This is a genomic window from Paraburkholderia madseniana (assembly GCF_009690905.1).
GTDB classification, from domain to species: domain Bacteria; phylum Pseudomonadota; class Gammaproteobacteria; order Burkholderiales; family Burkholderiaceae; genus Paraburkholderia; species Paraburkholderia madseniana.
In genome coordinates this window covers 67,025-86,945 of record NZ_VOSW01000038.1, presented here as the reverse complement: position 1 = coordinate 86,945, position 19,921 = coordinate 67,025, and the positions used below count along the sequence as shown (strand labels likewise).

Annotated in this window: 17 protein-coding genes; 7 read left to right on the top strand and 10 right to left on the bottom strand. The window is 61.0% G+C overall.

From position 1 onward, the window contains the following. The first annotated feature begins 280 nt into the window (after window positions 1–280). Window positions 281–1,345 carry a LysR family transcriptional regulator gene (locus FSO04_RS20825; protein ID WP_233464932.1) on the top strand — a complete coding sequence of 355 codons (1,065 nt, stop codon included), beginning with the start codon at window positions 281–283 and terminating at the stop codon, window positions 1,343–1,345. Between the two features lie 102 nt (window positions 1,346–1,447). Next, entirely contained in the window at window positions 1,448–2,602 is a 1,155-nt protein-coding gene (locus FSO04_RS20820; RefSeq protein WP_154562022.1) for a porin, read from the top strand. A 191-nt stretch (window positions 2,603–2,793) separates the two neighbouring features. On the opposite strand, the gene FSO04_RS20815 is transcribed toward FSO04_RS20820, so the two are convergent. Next, window positions 2,794–3,546 carry a TetR/AcrR family transcriptional regulator gene (locus tag FSO04_RS20815; protein ID WP_154562020.1) on the bottom strand — a complete coding sequence of 251 codons (753 nt, stop codon included), beginning with the start codon at window positions 3,544–3,546 and terminating at the stop codon, window positions 2,794–2,796. Window positions 3,547–3,777: 231 nt separating this feature from the next. Between FSO04_RS20815 and FSO04_RS20810 the strand changes: the two genes are divergently transcribed. The 4 genes from FSO04_RS20810 to FSO04_RS20795 all read left to right on the top strand — a co-directional run bounded on the left by FSO04_RS20810 (window position 3,778) and on the right by FSO04_RS20795 (window position 8,461). Next, a complete protein-coding gene (locus FSO04_RS20810; protein ID WP_233464931.1) occupies window positions 3,778–4,245 on the top strand; it encodes a hypothetical protein in 468 nt (155 codons plus the stop codon). 114 nt (window positions 4,246–4,359) lie between these two features. After that, window positions 4,360–5,937, top strand: a complete 1,578-nt coding sequence (locus FSO04_RS20805; protein WP_154562018.1) for an MFS transporter — start codon at window positions 4,360–4,362, stop codon at window positions 5,935–5,937. A 158-nt stretch (window positions 5,938–6,095) separates the two neighbouring features. Then, window positions 6,096–7,430 (top strand): MFS transporter, encoded by a 1,335-nt coding sequence (locus tag FSO04_RS20800; protein ID WP_154562016.1) that lies wholly within the window; start codon window positions 6,096–6,098, stop codon window positions 7,428–7,430. A 38-nt stretch (window positions 7,431–7,468) separates the two neighbouring features. Then, on the top strand, window positions 7,469–8,461 hold the full coding sequence (locus tag FSO04_RS20795) for a LysR substrate-binding domain-containing protein (RefSeq protein WP_154562014.1): 993 nt from the start codon (window positions 7,469–7,471) through the stop codon (window positions 8,459–8,461). Between the two features lie 26 nt (window positions 8,462–8,487). Here FSO04_RS20795 and FSO04_RS20790 read toward each other — a convergent pair whose 3' ends face one another. Continuing rightward, entirely contained in the window at window positions 8,488–9,291 is an 804-nt protein-coding gene (locus FSO04_RS20790; protein WP_154562012.1) for a class II aldolase/adducin family protein, read from the bottom strand. 350 nt (window positions 9,292–9,641) lie between these two features. Between FSO04_RS20790 and FSO04_RS20785 the strand changes: the two genes are divergently transcribed. Then, window positions 9,642–10,076: a winged helix-turn-helix transcriptional regulator gene (locus FSO04_RS20785; RefSeq protein WP_154562010.1), complete on the top strand. Its 435-nt coding sequence runs from the start codon at window positions 9,642–9,644 to the stop codon at window positions 10,074–10,076. A gap of 108 nt (window positions 10,077–10,184) precedes the next feature. Here the strand turns inward: FSO04_RS20785 and FSO04_RS20780 are convergent, their stop codons facing one another. The 8 genes from FSO04_RS20780 to FSO04_RS20745 form a co-directional block, all read right to left on the bottom strand. After that, window positions 10,185–10,670 carry a MarR family winged helix-turn-helix transcriptional regulator gene (locus FSO04_RS20780; protein WP_154562008.1) on the bottom strand — a complete coding sequence of 162 codons (486 nt, stop codon included), beginning with the start codon at window positions 10,668–10,670 and terminating at the stop codon, window positions 10,185–10,187. A gap of 205 nt (window positions 10,671–10,875) precedes the next feature. Then, window positions 10,876–11,937 carry a serine hydrolase domain-containing protein gene (locus tag FSO04_RS20775; protein WP_154562006.1) on the bottom strand — a complete coding sequence of 354 codons (1,062 nt, stop codon included), beginning with the start codon at window positions 11,935–11,937 and terminating at the stop codon, window positions 10,876–10,878. A 9-nt stretch (window positions 11,938–11,946) separates the two neighbouring features. Beyond that, window positions 11,947–13,098, bottom strand: a complete 1,152-nt coding sequence (locus tag FSO04_RS20770; protein WP_154562004.1) for a M20 aminoacylase family protein — start codon at window positions 13,096–13,098, stop codon at window positions 11,947–11,949. Window positions 13,099–13,223: 125 nt separating this feature from the next. Further along, entirely contained in the window at window positions 13,224–14,510 is a 1,287-nt protein-coding gene (gene oxlT, locus FSO04_RS20765; protein ID WP_154562002.1) for an oxalate/formate MFS antiporter, read from the bottom strand. Between the two features lie 148 nt (window positions 14,511–14,658). Beyond that, window positions 14,659–15,672, bottom strand: a complete 1,014-nt coding sequence (locus FSO04_RS20760; RefSeq protein ID WP_154562000.1) for an alpha/beta fold hydrolase — start codon at window positions 15,670–15,672, stop codon at window positions 14,659–14,661. A gap of 59 nt (window positions 15,673–15,731) precedes the next feature. Continuing rightward, window positions 15,732–17,258, bottom strand: coding sequence for an amidase (locus FSO04_RS20755; protein ID WP_154561998.1), 1,527 nt, complete (start codon window positions 17,256–17,258; stop codon window positions 15,732–15,734). Window positions 17,259–17,283: 25 nt separating this feature from the next. Further along, window positions 17,284–18,942, bottom strand: coding sequence for a dipeptide ABC transporter ATP-binding protein (locus tag FSO04_RS20750; RefSeq protein WP_154561996.1), 1,659 nt, complete (start codon window positions 18,940–18,942; stop codon window positions 17,284–17,286). Between the two features lie 4 nt (window positions 18,943–18,946). Then, window positions 18,947–19,909 (bottom strand): ABC transporter permease, encoded by a 963-nt coding sequence (locus tag FSO04_RS20745; protein WP_154561994.1) that lies wholly within the window; start codon window positions 19,907–19,909, stop codon window positions 18,947–18,949. Window positions 19,910–19,921 lie beyond the last annotated feature (12 nt).

The window sequence follows — 19,921 nt, the reverse complement described above, 5'->3', positions numbered from 1 at the left end:
CATCGTCTTCGAGTCCGCTACGAGCGCCTTGCCAGGATCCATGAAGCTTTCTTGAAGTTCGCCGCTTGCCTCATCTGTTGGAATACCCTCCAGCGATCTATGCAGGAGCCTTTTTGAAACCGTCTCTAAGTCTTAACCAGGAAAATGACAATCCTGTAATCTGCAGGACGGCTTTGGGTAACGAAGTGGCCGTTATGCTGAGAACTAACCTCCCGCGATTAGGCGCGCGCGTACCCACGCGATTCCAGCCTCGCGAGGAGTTCGACGTCTAGCAGATGGAGTGCCCACCCATGGTTTCTCGCCCACTCACACCGCCGTATTGCGTCCGAAGCTTGTCATCCGGCATGCGCCAGGGAACACGATGAACCAGTTGGCGTCGATACGCATCTTCGCCAAAGTCGCGGAGTACCTGAATTTCGCCGAAGCCGCCAAGCAATTGGGTATTTCCAATTCGGTTGTCACGCGCAGTGTCGCGACGCTCGAGGAACACTTAGGCGTTCGGCTAGTCAACCGGACTACGCGGCGCGTATCGTTGACGGTGACAGGCCAACTGTATTGGGAGCGCTGCATCGAGTTACTCAGGCAGCTCGATGACATGGACGAATGTATTGCCTCCGCGGTGGAACAGCCGACCGGTTCGCTGCGGATCGCGGCGTCGTCGCTGTACGCGACTACGGATCTACCGGACGTGCTTGCCGCTTACCGTGCCCAGGAACCCCGCATGAGTTTCGACCTGACAGTGTTCGACAATATGAGCGACGTCGCGGCCAGCGAGTTCGATGTCTGCTTCAGTGCGGAGCGTCACCTGCGTGATTCGTCGCTGGTGTGCCGACCGCTCGCGCAAACACGCGACGTGATTGTTGCAAGCCCAGACTATCTGGCGCGTCGCCCGGCGCCAAGTACGCCGGGTGAACTGGCCTCGCACGACGTGCTCGTCGCGTCGGATGCGCCGAGCCGCTACTGGGAGTTTCGCGACGCCCACGGCACACAACGCGTCGTCGTGCGGCCGATCCTGAACATACAAAGTCCTCAGGTCGTCAAGCGTGCGGTGCAGGCGGGACTCGGAATCGCGCGCTTATCACGTTCGTTCGTGCAGAACGAACTGGCCAACGGCAGCTTGCGTGCGTTGCTCGGCGACGTGACGCTATGCGGCGACGAACGCACTGTGTGGCTGCTGTATTTCGGGCAGCCGCACATGGCGGTTGCCTTGCGCAGTTTCGTCGATTTCGTCGTGGAGCGCTATCGTCTGAAACCGCTCGAAAGCAAGGCCCGAAGCGACGTACGCGTGGGCCCCGCACAACACCAATCGAGCAATACTGAATTGCTGTGGGGCGAGATTTTGTAGGTCCTAAAGTGCGAACACCTGACGTCGGCTGCACCTGGACGCCGCGCGAAAAGCGCGGGCGATGCACCGGCGCGGCGTTCTTACCCACAAGGATCCGCATTGATGAAAAAACTCCTGATTGCCGCGGTTGCCAATACCGCGCTCGGCTGTACGTTTGCCCCTATCAGCGCGATGGCGCAAAGCAGCGTGACGCTTTACGGTCTGATCGACGAGGGCCTGAATTACACCAACAATACCGGCGGCCATTCGAACATACAGATGGAAAGCGGTTTTGCGCAAGGCAGCCGCTGGGGCCTGAAGGGCTCGGAGGATCTGGGCGGTGGAAACAAGGCTATCTTCCAGTTGGAAAACGGATTCGACGTCAACTCAGGCAAGCTCGGGCAGGGCGGCCGGATGTTCGGGCGTCAGGCCTACGTCGGCCTGAGCTCGGCGCAATTCGGCACGCTGACGATGGGCCGGCAATATGACTCCGTCGTCGACTTCCTCGCGCCGCTGACGGCAAACGGCAACTGGGCGGGCTATCTGATGTCGCATCCGTACGATAACGACAACACCGACAACTCCTTCCGTTTGAACAACAGCGTGAAGTACACGAGCAATACGTACGGCGGCTTTACGTTCGGCGGTCTGTACGGCTTCAGCAACCAGGCAGGTGGCTTCGCGAACAATCGGTCTTACAGCCTCGGCGCGCAGTACGTGGGCAGCAATGTGACGGTGGCCGCGGCTTATATGCAGATCAACAATCCGGGCGGCACGACAGGCGGTTCGCTCGCAACCGACGACACCGACTTTTTTGCGGGCCGTCAACAAGTCTGGGGCGCGGGCATTAACTACACGATCGGACCGACGATGCTCGGCTTCGTGTATAGCCATACGAGCCTGAACGACGCGACCGGCTCGGTCTACGTCGGCAACTTCGCGAACACCGCAAGCAGCCTGAAATTCGACAACTTCGAACTCAACGCCAAGTATCAATTGACGAAGGCCGCGTATGTCGGCGCGATGTACAACTACACGATTGCCCATTTCAACAGCAATGCAGGCAATTCAAAGCCGAAATACCAGCAGTTCGGCTTGATGGCGGACTACAACCTGTCAGTGCGCACCGACGTCTATGTGCAGGGCTTGTACCAGCACGCATCGGGTGGCGGCACGGTGTCGGCCCCGTTGAATACCGCGTTTATAACGGGCGCGGATGCACCGTCGTCGAGCGCGAATCAGGTCCTCGCGCGCGTCGGTATCCGGCACGCGTTCTAAGCGCTTGCGCTTTGCGGTCATCGGGCAGTGTTGGCCCGATGACCTTGCGCCACGCATTGCTTCGCTGGATCAGTTCGACGCCGATTCTGCTCTGCACGGCCGAAATGGGCCGCCTGATCGCTACCGCCGGTTCGGTCGCCATAAGATTGGCGCGACGCAAGTTCGACCAAGGTGAAAAGCGGGTCGATCGCCTACTTCCGCGTGATGTGCCCATCGCCTGGCGAGGCCGCCAGCGCGTCAGGCTCAGGAGCCAGCGCCGGAAGCAGCGCTGGCGCACTCGTGAGGAAGGCGCGCACGTGCATCGCAATCACCGCGTCGCTGGGCGTGGTGTTGTCGTTCGAATAAATACGGCGGCGAATCGCAAGGTGGGATACCGCGCCGTGCAGCAACCAACCCACCTCGGTCAGATGAGCCGGATCGGCCGGTACGCCGCGTCCCAATTCGTGCGCCGTCTCAGTGACAATGATCTCAAGCGCATGCGTCACGACGGCATTCGTGTACGTCGGGGCCATTTGCAGATCTTCAAGCGAAGAGTACAGGAACAGGCGAAGCCACTGCCGCGTCAGCAGGGTGTCATAGTACTCGCGATAAAAAGTATTGAGCCTGCTTTCAAGGGGCACACTGCGGTCTTTCAGTTGCACAAACCACATCGCCTTGAAGGTTCCCACAATTTCGCGCTTATAAACTTCGTCGATCAACGCGGCCTTGCTAGGGAAAAGGCTATACAGCAAACGTTGCGACACGCCACAAGCCTCTGCAATCGCGCGAGTCTGCGCGGTCAAGCCGTGCTCGGCGAAATATTCGGCGGCCTTCTCCAGCACGCGCGCCTGACGCTCGGCGCGTGGCAGACGCTGCGGTGCTTTCTTCATCGGCCGCTTGATCGGCGCGCGACCCGCTACGGTCTTGCTGCCCGGCTCTGCAACATCCCTGGGTTTGGCCTTCATAACGCTCCCGTGTCCATCGTTTTTAAAAATAAGTCTTCACATGACGACTTATGGTTTGGTAGAGTATATCGTCCGGGTACGCGGAAAAGTCTCGCCAGCCACCCGGACGCAGCCATTCATTATCTCAGGCTGCCGCGAAGCGAGCCCCAACTTTGATTGCCACCGACCGCAAACGGCTCAATCTGAAGCGTTTGAGGGCCTGTCGCACAGACCGGATTCCGTTTTCCGCCCATGTCTTTGTCAAGCCGCCAGCCGGTCATCATCGCGCTGATCGTCGCCAGTGCCTATTTCATGGAGAATCTGGATGCGACGGTGATCGCAACTACCGCGCTGATCTGCGGCTTTGTCGCTGCAGTCCTGGCCATACGGCATTTCGGACGCGCCGAACATCCCCTGATCGATCTTTCGCCCTGGCGAATTCCGACGTTCCGCGTGACCCTCGACGGCGGTTCGTTATATGTCGTATCGGTTAGCGTCTCACCCTTCCTGTTACCACTGCTGTTCCAGTTGGGCTTCGGGTTGAATGCATTCGCTGCGGGTTTGCTGGTGCTCGCGTACGCGGCCGGCAATCTGGGCATGAAGACCGTCACCACGCCAATAGTGTCTGCGCTGGTGCTGTTCTCGGTCCTCTACTTTATCGGCATAGAACCGGATGCAGGTCGGGAGGTGAGCGGCCATACGCGGATCGCACCGCGATAGCGCGGAATTAAACCGGGTGAATCCGCATGTCCTGATGGGCATAACCGTGGAAGTTGAACAGAGAGATCGTCCGTGCAGGAAAAAAGCGTTACCCCGTCCGCCTCGGTTAGTGTTATGCCAGTAGCTGACGTAGCAGTCCCCCGTAGCGCCTCGCAACAGATGCTGATCCTCGTGGGCATTTGCATCGCCGTGCTCGTGCTGCCGCTGAATTTCGGCGGTGCGGCCGTGTCCGCGCCGGCCATCGGCACCGCCTTGGGAGGCAGCCCAGTGGCGATCAACTGGATTCTCAACGCCTTCATGCTGAGCTTCGGCAGCAGTCTGATGGCCTCTGGAGCGCTTGCCGATCTGTTCGGACGAAAGCGTGTATTCGCCATAGGCGTGGTGCTCTTCGCGTTGACATCACTTGGGATCGCCGCGGCGCCGACTCTGTTGTGGGTCGATTTTCAGCGCGCGCTACAGGGCATTGCCGCCGCGTTGGTCCTGGCCGGCGCGTCGGCAGCGCTCGCACAGGAGTTCGACGGACATGGGCGCGCCCGCGCGTTCAGCATGCTCGGCACCACCTTCGGCATCGGCTTGGCGCTTGGCCCACTACTCGCCGGGTTTCTCACGGAGACGTTCGGTTGGCGTTCGTTCTTCCTCGCGGATGCCGCAATCGGCTTGACCGGATTTGCACTCGGCGTTCCGAAGCTAAGAGAATCGTACGACCCCAATGCCACGGGTCTCGATTGGCCTGGCGCCGCCAGCTTCACCGCCGCGCTGACACTCTTCACATTCGGGCTGTTGCAAGGGCCGGAAAGCGGCTGGAGCAGCCCTCTTATCATTGGACTGTTCTCAGGCGCCGTGGCGATGTTCATCGCGTTCGTCTGGATCGAAAAGCGTGCTTCCCGGCCAATGCTCGACCTGTCGCTATTTCGCTATCCGCGCTTCGTAGGTGTGCAGGCGCTCCCGCTAGCGACGGCATTTTGTTACGTTACGCTGCTTCTAGTCTTGCCCACGCGATTTATCGGCATTGAAGGACATTCTGCGATCGACGCCGGCTTGATGATGCTTTCGCTATCGGCGCCGATGCTCTTTGTGCCTATCACGGCTGCATTTCTCACGCGATGGATGTCGGCCGGTGTCATTTCAGCGGCCGGCCTCGTCATAGCGGCGGTCGGTATGCTTTGGTTCGGTGGCATCGCGCCTGACGCGCCATCCGGTGCCCTGACGCTTCCGCTGTTCATCATCGGAGTCGGCGCCGGCCTGCCGTGGGGTCTGATGGATGGCTTGTCAGTCAGCGTCGTTCCAAAGGAACGCGCGGGCATGGCAACCGGCATCTTCAGCACGACGCGTGTCGCGGGAGAGGGCATGACGCTCGCAATCGCCGGTGCGATATTGGCGGTCCTCACACGTCTAAGGCTATCCGATGCACTCGCAGCGTTCCCGCCCGTTTCGCGCGATGCCGCCGCGCAAGCCGCCCAGCGCGTGGCAACCGGCGATCTGCCCCATGCCGTCGCTCTTCTGCCCGCGCTGGGGCAGCCCATTCTCGCGCAGGCATACGATGGCGCGTTCCGCATCCTGCTCCACATTCTCGTTGCAATCACACTGGCCTCCGCGCTCGTCGTGCTGGGATTTCTCGGCCGCACGCCAGCCACTGCCAGCCCGACCGATACCGGCCGCACGCTTTTGGGCGGCGAAGGGGCGGTTGACTGAGAACACGTCCGGAGCGAATGGGTGATCTGTCATGCGCCCGCCTCGATCTGTGACGTTTCCTCACAAAGTCAATATTTTTCGTGCATTGTCGTACCTTCGGTCAGGGCGCCTAATCATCCTCGATGAGCATTCCGTAACGCGTAAATCTGGAGGAAGCCATGGATCTCGGGCCGCGCACACCTGCGATTTCCGATCGGTTGATGAAACGGATCGCCTGGCGGCTCGCGCCGCTGATGATTGTGATGTACATCGCGAACCAGCTTGACCGCGCGAACATTGGCTATGCGGCGCTGACCATGAACGCCGAACTCCACATGACGACGGCGCAGTTCGGTTTCGCCGCAAGCCTGTTTTTTCTCGGCTATATTCTGTTCGAAGTGCCGAGCAATCTGTGCATGCATCGGTTTGGCGCGCGGCTGTGGATGACGCGCATTCTGCTGAGTTGGGGTCTGCTCTCCTCGCTGACGAGCTTCGTCCCCGACTCCCGCTGGCTCTATATCGCCCGCTTCTTTCTTGGCGCGTTCGAAGCCGGGCTGTTTCCGGGCATGGTGTATTACCTCACACTGTGGATGCCGGCGCGCAATCGCGTATGGATGATGTCTCTGTTCGTGACGGCAATCCCGCTGACCGGCGTGCTCGGGGCACCGGTGTCCACCTGGCTGATGACGCATGCGAACGTGTTCGGCATCACCGGCTGGCGCGCAATGATTCTGCTGGAGGGGGTCCCCGCTATCATCCTGGCCGGGATTGCCTATTTCTGGCTGACGGACGACCCGTCCCGCTCCCGCTGGCTTTCCGCTGCGGAAAAGAGTGAAATCGCTGCGGCGCTGGCTGCCGAACGGGCCCAGGCGGTGGCCGCCACCTCGCCGTCCAGCGCCTGGAAGGCGCTCGGAAATCCGAAAGTCTGGGCGCTCGGTGTCGTCTACTTCGGCACCAACGCCGGCATCATCGGCTTGCTCTATTTCCTGCCGCAAGTCATCAAAACGTTTGAAAGCACTTTTGGGGTGAAGTACAGCCTCATGGATATCGGGCTGATCACGGCGATTCCATTCGGCGTTGCCGTTGTCGCGACGCTGATCTGGGGCCGTGTGGTTAGCCGCCACCAAGTCGGTGCCCGGCATGTGGCAGGCCCCCTGCTGGTGTGCGCGGCCGCGCTCTCGGTGGCCCTGCTGCTGAAGTCTCCCTACCAGTCGATCATCGCCCTATCGATCGGCTCCGCGGCCTGCTTCTGCAGCATCACGACCTTCTGGCAGTTGCCTAGCCGCATCCTCACCGATCGCGCCGCAGCGGCCGGCATCGCGCTGATCACGAGCATCGGGGTATCGTCAGGATTCTTGCTGCCCTATTTTATCGGTTGGGTGAAGGATACGACCGGCACGTTTGTTCTCGCATTTGTCGGCATTGCCGCGACGATGGTGCTCGCCTCGATCACGGTCACGCTGCTCGAAACCCGCTGGCGAAAAATTGGCCAGCCACAGCTTGCCAGTGAATAAGCGTGGCCAGCGCCTCGCCGTGCCAAGGACTATTATCGATGAATCCATTGCCCATTTCTTTTCGCCAGCAAGGATTCTCGATGCGCCGCGGTGTCCCTAGTCTCAGTGCGCTGCAAGCTTTTGAAGCCGCCGCGCGACATGAAAGTTTTTCGAAAGCTGCGGTCGAGCTATCGCAAACGCATGGTGCTGTCTGCAAAAAGGTCAACGAGCTCGAGGCTCATCTGGGCATCCCCCTGTTCGAGCGGGTACGCCAGCGCCTGGTATTGTCCGCGGCGGGCGCAGAGTACGCGCGGCGAATTCGCGTCCATCTCGACCAGATTCGCCGCGATACGCTCGAGCTGATGCGCCAGCAAAGCGAAGTGAAGATCCAGTTGGCCGTCGGCGTGACGTTCGCGTCTCAATGGCTGATTCCGCGTCTGCATGACTTCTACGAGTTCAACCCGGACCTGCAACTTCACATCATGGGACGCGATCAGCCGACGTTCTTCGACAATTCAAGCTTCGATGCCGCGATCTATTTCGGACAGAGCCTCTGGCCCGCGATGCCAGGACAGCCGCTCGTGAGCGACGACAGGATTCTGGCTGTCTGTGCGCCCGGGTTGATCGGCGGGCGCGAAAGCTTGAGTAGCGAAAGGATCAGCGCGCTGCCTTGGATTCACACCCGCGATCTCCCGCGCGCGTGGCTTGCATGGTCCGAAAGCGCGTCCACGCAGGTCACCGAACATAGTGCGGCGAACCAGCACTACGACATGTTCATCATGGCAATCAACGCCGCGATTTCCGGACTGGGCGTGGCCTTGCTTCCGCGTATCCTGATTGAACGGGAGTTGCGCAGCGGTGCACTCGTCCAGGTGCATCCTCATTCGATCCCGAATCCGGAGACTGTCTACTACTCGTTTCCCGAGCAGAAACGTGACTGGGAGCCGCTTAAACGCTTCGATCAATGGCTATGCGCGGCCGTGCGCGACTATCGTGAAGGCTGCCAACGCGACCGCACGGCAGCCTTCGAAGCAACGCTTGCGCCAAACTGAGGACGTCCAAACGAGGACGTCCGTGTTCACGCGAGTTCGCGCAGATCAGGGCTGTCGCGCAGGAGTTGCTGGTAGAGCCCCTGGAAGTTGAGCCATGCGACGTAGTCGGACCCGAGTTGCGCGCGCGTTGCCCGCGCGTCCTCGTCCGATAACGGCTCAATGGGACCTGCCGCCTCGGCCAGCAACTGCACCTGACAGCAACGTTCCATTGCGATGAAGCGGTACGCCGCGGCGTCGACCGATGAACCGACGGTCAGCAGGCCATGATTGAGCAGAACGGCGGCGCGCTTTGTGCCCATCGTCTCCGCGATTCGGCGCCCCTCTTCGGTGGCGAGTACGACTACGTCGCCGCGAAAAAGCACGTGATCGTCATAGAAGAGACAGGCTTCCTGATTGAGCGGAGCAAGGAGCCGTGCGCGCGCTGAAAATGCCCGGCCGGAAGGCGTATGTGTATGGGCTGCTGCAACGACATCGGGATTCGCGCCGTGGATACCGCAGTGAATCGCCGCAGCAGCGGCGTTGACGGGTCCGGTACCATGATAAACGTTGGCCTCCTCGTCGATGCAAACGAGATCGTCGGGATGGATTGACGAAAAATGCTGCGCGTACGGGTTGACCCAAAACCGGTCGTGAAACTCCGGGTCGCGGACCGTGATATGCCCGGCTATGCCTTCGGCCAGCCCGAATCGCGCAAAGATGCGAAATGCCGCTGCGAGTTTGAGCTTGCGATGTTGCCGTTCATCGTCGAAGCTGGCGAATACCGGCGGCTCCGGCAAGCGTCCGCCGATTGGTTTCGGAATCTGCAACTCGCGGACTTCCGCATGGCCCATGACATACTCCTTCGTGCTGGTCGGAGTCTTAATTTTCGTCTGCACAGAGGAGACAGTCCATCGACGATTTGTCACAAGATCGCTTCTTGCGCTCACAACGCGCGGCCAGGTAATTCGACCGTGGTATCCAGATACGCAAGGACGCGTCCGAAGCCGAAGCTTGAAACAGGCGTACGTAAAAATTCAATCGCAAGTGATTCGATAGTCATGCGATACTCGTTATTTGAAAGACCGCACCCGTGTCGGATGCTGTCCAATTAACTGAGGCATGCTGATTAACAAGGCAGGCCAACGATCATGTCAGCCACATCAGGCAACCACAAAATACCTCGCGGCCCCATACTTTCCCCATGGAAACAAATTGCGACGATGCGCTTTGCGCCGACGACAACGCGCAAAAGAAAACCGATGATCTTGCGCGCGACATCATTGAGCAGATCGCCGATAAGTGGACGATCCTGGTGATCGATGCACTTGGGACTGACGGCGAGATGCGTTTTTCGCGCCTACGCGAACACATCGGTGGCGTCAGTCAGAAGATGCTCACGAAGACGTTGCGCCAACTTGAGCGCGACGGCCTGGTTTCACGCCACGTGCATCCGGTGATACCGCCGCGCGTCGACTATCGGCTGACGCCGCTCGGAAGCAGCCTTCTGGACAAAATCTGCGGCATTTGGGATTGGGCCGAAAGTCACATGATCGAAATGGAAGCGGCGCGGCTGCAGTTCGATCGCGGAGAAAAGCTGGCCCCCACCTCGCGGTCACCCGACGGTGTGACGCTTTAGCCGGCAAGGTTGAGATCATGGCCGAGATCGCCGCGGCGTCGGAAGAGCAGAGCATCGGCATCGAACCGAACGACTGCAGCCTCGTGCGCAACATATGACAACAATGATTCAGGCGGTGCGCTTGCGTCGTGCCGGCGGGAGCGTCCATTCACCGCCCTCCTCAACGTGTTCCGTCAGCTTGTCGACGCAGTGAAAAAGCACTCGCTTTTCCTCCGCCGACAGAACGGACATGAGCTGCTCGTCGAAGATCTTGCCGATCCGATCGCACTTGCGGACAATTGTCTTGCCCTTCCTGGTCAAGTGCAGGTTGATGACACGTGCGTCCGTCGTGCCGGTAGAGCGCGTCAGCAAGCCGCGATTGGCTAGCGTGGTGACCAGCTTTGAAACCAGCGTCTTTTCAAGGTATGTCAGCTCGATCAGCGGACCGAGGGAGATACCCGGCTGCATATCGACGAAACGCAGCACGCGCAGGTCGCGCAGGGTGACATCGCATTCGGCTTCGTAGAGGCCAGACGCCACGCCCTTGGCCAACTCGCTTAGTACGTCGAGGCGGAAATTCAAATGCTCCAATCTTGGATACGGCGCCTTCGACATGTTGTTCTCCCATTCACGTACTCTGATTCAGTTGCACACTACAACATTTAAATTTTACGCGTTCCTTGCACGAAACATACCATCGTATAGTAACTCCCCGTACGTGCAGCCAAGCCGGGCGCTTGCCACACGGCACGAGCATGCCGCAATGCGCGCAACGCGGCAAGCGCGCACGATGACTGTGCAGCGAGCGGATCAATGCTGATTAGCCCGTCGCGCCTTCGTCAATCGCCTTGAGCACCAAACCGAAAAATTCGTCGGCATGCGCCGGGTTGAGCCAGCGCACCACCACCGCAAGTTCGCGTTCCGGTTCGATCCAGGTGAACGAACCGCCCGCACCGATTGCGAAATAGCTGGAGGCCGGTACGCTCGGAAAGACACTGCGCTCGTGGTTGAGCCAGACCAGGTAGCCATAGAACGGTGCGATCGCACACGGTGTCAGCATGCGCTCCAGCCACTCGCTGGAGACGATCCGCTCACCGTTGACGCTGCCCTGACCCAGGAAAAATTGGGCCACCTTGATCTGGTCCTGGGCGCTGATCGACAGGCCGCCACCCCAATGCGTGCCGCCCGGAACCGACTGCACGCGCTGCCCGCCCACCTCCACCCAGGCATTGTCGTAGCCGACCCATTGCCAGTTCCCGCTCGCGCCGAGTGGCCGCATGATCGCTTCGCGAAACACCTCTGGCAACGGGCGGCGGAACAGGTGCAGCAGCGCCAGCGAAAACTGGTTAATGCGCACGTCGTTGTATTCCCAGTAGGTGCCAGGAGCCCGTAACGGCCGTCGATCTCCCTTCTTGCCGTCGGGCTCCTTCCCGAATTTCACGTATCGGTAGTGGTCGGCCTCGTCGGGTAAGCCGAAACACACACCTTGCCATTCGCTCGTCTGCTGCAGCAGATGCGCCCAGGTCACGCTCGCGTTGTGCTCGCCGTCAAAGCCGATACCAGGCACGCGCACGTGCACCGGCTCATCGACATTGGGCATCAAGCCGCGATCGTGCGCAACGCCGGCGAGCAGTGCGAGATAGGTCTTGGCGATGCTAAAGGTCAGGTCGGCACGATCAGATTCGCCCCAAGAAGTGAGCGGCCGGCCGGCCCGCGTGATGACGCCGGACACGGGGCCACGCCCATGCACCGGTCCGAGCAGCCGGTTCCAGGGTGGCGGGTCGTCCGGATGTACGCCCCATACGCCATCGACCTCGCGGTCCCAAGGCGTTTCATGATCGATCGCGAATTGCACAGCATGCTGGAGATTGGCAGGTTGCATGAGGGTCCTTTACCGGGCGCAAAACAGCTTGACGAGGTTCACCCAATAACTCGCACCGATCGCAAGCGCGGCATCGTTGAAATCGTAGTGCGGATTGTGGAGCGGTGCTGCCGGCGTCGCCTCATCAACGCCCATCCAGATGTACGCGCCGGGCTTTGCGTGCAGCATGAACGCAAAATCTTCCGAGGCCATCGAAGGCACACAACCTCGCCGCACGCCGGAAGCGCCGACGGTCGCTTCGGCAGCCGCAGCTGCAAGATCGGCTTGAGCGGCAGTGTTGATGGTGGCCGGATACGCGTAGCGATAGTCAAGCGTCGCGTTTGCGCCCAGGGCGCGCGCAATACCCGTGGAGACTTCGCCGATCGACGAGCGGATTCGTTCCTGAACGTCGCTCGAAAAACAGCGCACAGTGCCGCGAATGACCGCACGGTCAGGTAGTACGTTCCACGCCTCGCCACCGTGAATTTGCGTGACGCTAACGACGCCTGACTCCTTCGGGGAAATTCGTCGGCTTATGATCGTCTGCAATGCGGTGACGATCTGGCTAGCGCACACCAGCACGTCGCTCCCCTCCTCCGGCATCGCTGCATGTGAACCCTTGCCGTCGACAACAATTTCGAACGTATCGAACGATGCCATCATCGGACCGTCGTTGATCGCAAAATGTCCGCGTGGGATGCCCGGCCAGTTGTGCAAACCAAACACGGCGTCGCACGCAAAGCGCTCGAAGAGTCCCTCTTCGACCATCATCCTGCCACCGCCCGCCGGACCTTCTTCTGCCGGCTGAAAAATCACATGTACCGTGCCGCGCCAACTGGGGTCGCGGCTCAACGCGACAGCGGCGCCGAGCAGCATTGCAGTGTGGCCGTCATGACCACACGCATGCATCTTGCCTTCATGTTGCGACCGATGCGCGAAGCGATTGGCTTCAGCGATCGGCAGCGCGTCCATGTCGGCACGCAAGCCGATGGCGGGTCCCGCGCTTCGGTTCATGGTGCCCACCACACCGGTTCGTCCGATGCCGCCATGTACCTCGAAGCCATACTGTCGCAATACGCCGGCGACGAGGTCTGCGGTTGCGACCTCCTCGAACGCAGTTTCCGGACAGGCGTGCAGTGCGTGCCGCCACTTCATCATCAGGTCGATCAGGTCGCTATCCATCGGAATTTAATCCCTTTCAGTGAAAAATTGAGGAGACAAGAAAACAGAGAATCGACGAAGCGGTGCAGCATCCGCGCAGATTCGAGTGGGCGAGGTTCCTGGCAAGCTGGCCGTGGCCGATTGCATTACGAGCGCCTGGATGCGCGGGCAAACCACGCGCGGCGCATCGGCTTGAGTGCGGCGATCGCGAGCACAGCGGTACAACTATCCAACGCGATAGCCGTGCCGAACACCGCGTCCCAACCGCCCGTACGCTGGTGGAGTAGCGCGGCCACCGGTCCGCCCAGGATCGAACCGACACCTTGCGCATAAGATAGGCACGCGTAGTTGACGATCGCATGTTTGCTGCCAAAGGTGTCCGTGAGCGTCGAAGGGAAAAGCGAAAAAATCTCGCCCCAGCCGAGAAAGACGACGCCCGACAGCAGCACGAACAACAATGGGTCGTGCCGCAACGTGAGCCACAAGGTCATCGCTATCGCTTCCATTCCGAATGCGACCAGCATCGTGTGCTCGCGCCCGATCAGATCGGAGACCCATCCGAACATCGGCCGCGTCACGCCGTTCGCTATGCGATCAATCGTCAACGCAAGCGGCAAGGCTGCGAGGCCGAACACGGTGACACCCGCCATGCCGAAATCTCGCGTGAAGACTGCCATTTGCGAAGTCACCATCAGGCCGGAGGTCGCCATCATCGACATCATCACAAACATCAGCCAGAACAACGGCGTGCGCAGCATGTTGCCGGGCCGCGTGTCGGGTACAACGGCGGCGGCTCTCTGCGGCCGCCAGTCCGCCATGTAGCCAGGCGGCGGCAGCCTCATGCCGAGCGCGGCAAGTATGCCGATCACGCCGAGGATCACGCCATAGACGGCCAGCGTATGTTGATAGCCGTACCTGGCGATGCTATGGGTGATCGGAAACGTCGTGAGCATCGCGCCCATGCCGAAGCCCGCCATCACTACGCCTATCGCAAAACCGCGACGGTCTGGGAACCAGCGTGCCATCAGCCCGATCGTGCCGACCACGACAATACCTACGCCGATTCCCCCGAGAACGCCATAGCAGAGGTAAACGGACAGCAGAGACTCCGCGCGGCTCGTCAGTACCCAACTGAGCCCCGTGATCGCGCCACCTGCGGCGAGCAACCAGCGCGGCCCAAAGCGCTCGATCAAATAGCCCTCAAGCGGCGACAGAAACGTCTGGCAGACAATGAGAATGGAGAAGGTGACCTGCAGACCCGGCAGCGACACGCCGAGCTGCGCTGTCAGCGGGCGCGTCAGCAAAGTCCAGATGTATTGGGGATTGGACGCGACCATCGCACATACGAGGCCGCACAATAATTGCCACCAGCGGCTGTGTAGTGAGAGTGCAAGCGGCGCGCGGGTGCGGGCGCCGAAATCCTGGGTGCTCATGCTTCAACTCCGTACGAATAAGTGACACGAAATGACCCAGGCCGCGCGCTTCTATGGAGGCTCGACACCACGCTCCTCGACAACGCGCTCAGTACATCGAAGGGTAAGGAAGAGAGAGACGAGACGCAGCCGCGGCATGTCCAGCACGTTAGTCCTCAAGATGCCGGGTGATCGCAGCGGAAATAAATGCGGCATCGTCCAGATTGGCTGTCGGCAGCCCGGCGCGATGCCCCCATATCGACGAAATAGGAAGGAGCCTGGCGTTTGGCATTTGCTCGACCTCGAGACGGTTGTCTTCCACCTGGAAATACAGGTCGGTTTCGCTTGGCATGATCAACGCCTTCGCCGTAATCGCTTTCAGCGCCGCGTGAAAATCGCCGTTATATTTGGAATTGGCTGCGATGTTTGCGTGTTGCCATGTCCATAGTTGAGCCAACAGGTTGTTGCCGTCGCGCTTCAGGAAATTCTGTTCCCACGACATCACCAGATAATCCTCGAGCGAGGAAAAACCGGCCTGCCGCCACGCCTCGTCACGATAAAACGTCTGCGACATCGCCATGGCGGCGTAATTGCGGCCCATGGCCCGCAGACCGCGTTCGGGACGTTCGACGAACGTTCCGTTTTGAAAACCGGGATCCGTCGTCAGGGTCGCGCGCACACCCTCGATGAATACCTGATTGTGCGGCGAGGTCTTTGCCGCGCCGCAGAGCACGACTAGCCGCCTGACCATCTGCGGATACATCGCTGCCCATTGATACGCCTGCAGCCCGCCCATCGACCACCCGCACGCCAGTTGCAAAACTTCGATGCCGAGTTCTTGCGTCAGGAGTTGGTGTTGAATCGCGACGTTATCGGCGATCGTAAGATTCGGCCAGCGGCTTCCGCTAAAGGGCTCAGTTGCGTTGCTGGGCGAGGACGACAGTCCATTGCCGAACAGATTCGGAATAACAACAAAGTACCTGTCGGTGTCCAGCGCCTTGCCCGGACCGACCATCCACTCGATGTCATAGTGGTGCGCGGAAAACGGCGTCATATACAGAATGACATTCGATTTTTCTGCGTTCAACTTTCCGTAGGTTTGATAGGCGAGCCAGGCATCTCTGAACGTGATACTCGATTGCAACACCACGTTTCCGGCATTAAATACAAAATGGTCTTCCATTGGTAGGTATCCTTATTGAATATAGTCGATAGCATGAGTGCCAGCGGCGCCGGCGCCCGTCATACTGCGGGCCGCACCGCGCGGGCGTCCGCTTCGGCGGACATCCCCGTCAACGGCGGGTCGGTGACGATGGACTTGAGCGCGGCGACCGGCTGCAACAGTTTCGTCAGATCGGGTCGCGGGCGCCGCAGCGCTTCATCGTGCCGCCAGGCCGTCTCGAATGCCTGGGCGATGTCGAGCAGGCGACGATCACCGCGAAACGGCCCGACCAGTTGCAGGCCGAACGGCATGCCGGCCTGGTCGAGGCCGCACGGCAGCGACAAAGCCGGATTGGTCGTCAGCGTGATCACATAGGTAAGCGCCAGCCAGCGGTAATAGTTCGCGAGCGGCCGCCCGTTGATCTCGGCCAGATAAGTTTGCGACCATGGAAAGGGCGAAATTGGCGAAGTTGGCGAGACGATCAGGTCGTAATCCTGGAACTTTCCCTGGAAACGGCGAAACAGGCGGGTCTGTTCGGCATGCGCCCAGACCACGTCGGCGAGGGACATTGATTGCCCCATTTCGTAGTTGCTTCGCGTGTTCGGCCCGAGCGAAGCGGGATCGCGCTGGTAGGCATCCTGAAAACCGGCGACGAAGTTCTGCGCGCGGATCACGTCGAAGCAGCGGTCGATTTCACCCACATCGATCTCGAGCGGCTCGCAGACCTTCACGTAGCGGGACAGCCCGGCAATCTTGGCACGGAAGGTCGAGCGCAGCGCTTCGTCGACCTCGCAGACGCCGAAGTCCTCCGTGTAGGCAACGCGCAGCGTGCAGAGGTCGACCCGTTCACGCTGTGCGAAGGCGGAAGGATCAGCATCCTCGCCCAACGGATCGCTAGCGTCGAGACCGACACTCGCCGCCAGCAGCAGGCGTATGTCGGCGATTTCGCGCCCCATCGGGCCGATCACCGAGATCGGCGTCCAGCCAAGCGGTTTGCTGTCGTTCGGCACCAGTCCAGGCGAAGGACGGAAGCCAACCACGCCGCACAGCGCCGCGGGGATACGCAGCGAGCCGCCCATGTCGGAGCCGGTACAAAGCGGCAGCATATCGGTGGCGAGCGCGGCGGCCGAACCGCCCGAGGAACCGCCAGCGTTCATCATTGGATTGAAGGGATTGCCGGTCGCGCCCCACACGACATTACGTGTGTTGGCGCCCGCGCCCATTTCCGGCACATTGGTCTTCGCCGCGACGATCGCGCCCGCAGCGCGCAAGCGGGCCACCATCACGCTATCGCGCTGCGGCACGTTCGAGCGAAACAGCGGCGAGCCATAGGTGGTGAGTAGGCCGGCCGTCTCCTCGAGATCTTTCACGCCAAGCGGCAGGCCATGCAGCAGGCCCAGTGGCTCACCGCGCAACACGGCCTCCTCCGCGCGCTTCGCCTCGGTGCGCGCACGCTCGAAGCAGGTCGCAGCGATCGCATTGACAGCGGGGTTCAGCGCTTCGATCCGCGCGATGCATGCCTCCAGCAATTCGACGGGCGACACCTGCCGGCTACCTATCAGGCGCCGCGCCGCGTCCGCGGAGAGCGAAACCAGTGAGTTGTCCATACTTGCCCTATTCCTTTACTCGTTGTCAAGCGGCGCCGAACGCGAAGCCACGCCCTGGCGCTGCCGCGAGCAAGGCCCGCGTATATTCGTGGCGCGGCGCAAGGAACACGTCCTGGATCGCCCCTTCCTCAACAATCTCGCCGCGCCGCATCACGATGACCCGATCGCAGATCTGGCTGGCCACCCGCAGATCGTGTGTAATGAACAGAATGCCGATCCGCAGACGCTGCTGAATGTCATCCAGCAGTTCGAGAATTTGCGCCTGGACCGAGACGTCGAGTGCGGAGACCGCCTCGTCGGCGATCAACACTTGTGGCTCGCATGCCAGCGCCCGCGCAATCGAGATGCGTTGCCGCTGGCCGCCGGAGAATTCGCTAGGGTAGCGATTCAGCGCATCGGGCCTGAGCCGTACCAGCGTCATGAGTTCTTCAGCACGTTGCCACGCCTGAGCGTACGGCACACCGAAATTCAACGGCCCTTCGACGATCGAGGCACCCACTGTCTGGCGCGGATCCAGCGACCGGTAAGGATCCTGGAACACAACCTGTACGCCGCGCCGGAACGGATATAGCGCGCGGCCGCGCGCTTTGGCCACCGATCGGCCCCCGGCGAAAATATCGCCGGCGCTCGGCTCGATCAGCCGCGCAATGCAGCGCGCGACAGTCGATTTTCCCGAACCGGACTCGCCCACGATACCGACCGTTTCGCCCGGATGCACCGTCAGCGAGACATCACGGGCCGCCCGCACCTCGCGCTTGCGGCTGGGCCAGGAACCCGTCACATACGTCTTCCCGATCCCACGCGCGTCTAGCAGCGGATAGGCTTTCTCCACCGGGGCGCGCGTACGCGGCACCAGCGTGGGGACGGCTGCCAGCAACATACGGGTATAGGGCTCGCGCGGCTGCTGCAACACCTGCAACCTGGCGCCCTGCTCGACCATGTCACCCAACCGCAACACAACGACACGGTCAGCAATTTCGGCGACGACGCCGAAATCGTGGGTGATGAACAGCACGGCTGTTCCGCTCTCAGTCTGCAATTCACGAATCAGCTTGAGAATCTCGGCCTGGGTCGTGACGTCGAGCGCCGTGGTGGGCTCGTCGCAGATCAGCAGCGACGGCTTCAGGATCAGCGCCATTGCAATCACGATGCGCTGGCGCTGTCCACCCGACAACTGATGCGGGTAAGACGCGTAGATACGCTCCGGTTCCGGCAGCCTGACGTGAGCGAATATCTCGAGAATGCGCCGGCGCATCTCGCCGACGCCGGCACGGCTATGCTGTGCCAGCATCTCGTCGACCTGCGCGCCGCACGTCATGATCGGATTGAGGGCCGTCATCGGCTCCTGGAAAACCATCGCCATCTTTTCGCCACGCAATTGGCGGATGCGGTCCGGGCTTGCTGTGAGCACGTCTTCGCCGAGCAGTTCGATGCTGCCGTCCACCGCCTTGAGCGCCGCCGGCAGCAAGCCCATCACGGCCTGCGCGATCACCGATTTGCCCGAGCCCGACTCGCCCAGCAGGCAGACAATCTCCCCCTGCCGCACGTCGAGCGAGACATGCCGGATCGCATGGGGCCGGTCGGCTCCGGCCGGCAGGGAAATGGTCAGGTTATTCACGGCGAGGACGGTTGTGGCCGGCCCGGCGGCGGAGGGTGCTGCCGTTTTGAAGTCGAAGTCGCGCATCGCGTCAGCCCCCCCGTTTGTTGAATTTCGGATCGAGCGTGTCGCGCAATCCGTCGCCCATGATGTTGACGGCCAGCACCGTCAGCGCCAGGAAAACACCTGGGAACAACACGGTCTGAGGATATTGGTTGAACTGCATGCGGCCGTCGGCCATGACGTTGCCCCACGTCGGAATATCCGGTGGCAGGCCAACGCCGAGAAACGACAGGATCGCTTCCACCAGGATCGCCGACGCGCACACGTAGGTTCCCTGCACGATCAGCGGCGCGATTGCATTCGGCAGAATATGACGCCACAGAATCTTGACGGTCGGCGTGGCCAACGAAATGGCGGCCTCGATGTAGGGTTCTTCGCGAATGCTCAGTACGATCGAGCGCACCAGCCGTGCGACGCGCGGAATTTCGGGAATCGTGATCGCGACGATCACCGTGACCAGCGTCGGCCGCCAGAGCGCCATCAGCGTAATCGCGAACAGGATGCTGGGAATCGCCATCAAGCTGTCCATGGCGCGCATGATGACGTCGTCGAGGCGGCGAAAATACCCCGCCGCCACGCCGACCAGTGCGCCAAAGGTGAGCGCCAGCAGTGCCACCGTGATGCCGACCGACAGGGACACGCGCGCACCATAGGCGACCCGGCTCCAGGTATCCCGGCCGAGACTGTCGGTGCCCATCGGGAAGAAGTGCTGGAACGTCGCGCCTGACAGATCACTGAATTCGGCTGTCGCGCCCGGTAAGAGGTTGGCGCTCGCGGGATCCATCGCGGTCGGGTCGATCGTGCCAAGCCACGGTGCGGCGACGGCTACGAAGACCAGAAGCGCCAGTGCGCCGCATCCCAGGCGCACCGACCAGTTCCGCAGCACGCGGCGCCACAGTGGTGTGCGCGAGCGTATAGCAGGCGCCACCTCCACGTTGGCAAGAATGGCGGCCGGTGCGGCAATGGTCGTCGGATCGTGATCGTCGCTCATGTCCAATCGTCC

Coding starts and splice junctions, on each gene's coding strand:
- FSO04_RS20820 (WP_154562022.1), top strand. CDS start 1,448: ATGAAAAAACTCCTGATTGCCGCGGTTGCCAATACCGCGCTCGGCTGT.
- FSO04_RS20815 (WP_154562020.1), bottom strand. CDS start 3,546: ATGAAGGCCAAACCCAGGGATGTTGCAGAGCCGGGCAGCAAGACCGTA.
- FSO04_RS20810 (WP_233464931.1), top strand. CDS start 3,778: ATGTCTTTGTCAAGCCGCCAGCCGGTCATCATCGCGCTGATCGTCGCC.
- FSO04_RS20805 (WP_154562018.1), top strand. CDS start 4,360: ATGCCAGTAGCTGACGTAGCAGTCCCCCGTAGCGCCTCGCAACAGATG.
- FSO04_RS20800 (WP_154562016.1), top strand. CDS start 6,096: ATGGATCTCGGGCCGCGCACACCTGCGATTTCCGATCGGTTGATGAAA.
- FSO04_RS20795 (WP_154562014.1), top strand. CDS start 7,469: ATGAATCCATTGCCCATTTCTTTTCGCCAGCAAGGATTCTCGATGCGC.
- FSO04_RS20790 (WP_154562012.1), bottom strand. CDS start 9,291: ATGGGCCATGCGGAAGTCCGCGAGTTGCAGATTCCGAAACCAATCGGC.
- FSO04_RS20785 (WP_154562010.1), top strand. CDS start 9,642: ATGGAAACAAATTGCGACGATGCGCTTTGCGCCGACGACAACGCGCAA.
- FSO04_RS20780 (WP_154562008.1), bottom strand. CDS start 10,670: ATGTCGAAGGCGCCGTATCCAAGATTGGAGCATTTGAATTTCCGCCTC.
- FSO04_RS20775 (WP_154562006.1), bottom strand. CDS start 11,937: ATGCAACCTGCCAATCTCCAGCATGCTGTGCAATTCGCGATCGATCAT.
- FSO04_RS20770 (WP_154562004.1), bottom strand. CDS start 13,098: ATGGATAGCGACCTGATCGACCTGATGATGAAGTGGCGGCACGCACTG.
- oxlT (WP_154562002.1), bottom strand. CDS start 14,510: ATGAGCACCCAGGATTTCGGCGCCCGCACCCGCGCGCCGCTTGCACTC.
- FSO04_RS20760 (WP_154562000.1), bottom strand. CDS start 15,672: ATGGAAGACCATTTTGTATTTAATGCCGGAAACGTGGTGTTGCAATCG.
- FSO04_RS20755 (WP_154561998.1), bottom strand. CDS start 17,258: ATGGACAACTCACTGGTTTCGCTCTCCGCGGACGCGGCGCGGCGCCTG.
- FSO04_RS20750 (WP_154561996.1), bottom strand. CDS start 18,942: ATGCGCGACTTCGACTTCAAAACGGCAGCACCCTCCGCCGCCGGGCCG.
- FSO04_RS20745 (WP_154561994.1), bottom strand. CDS start 19,909: ATGAGCGACGATCACGATCCGACGACCATTGCCGCACCGGCCGCCATT.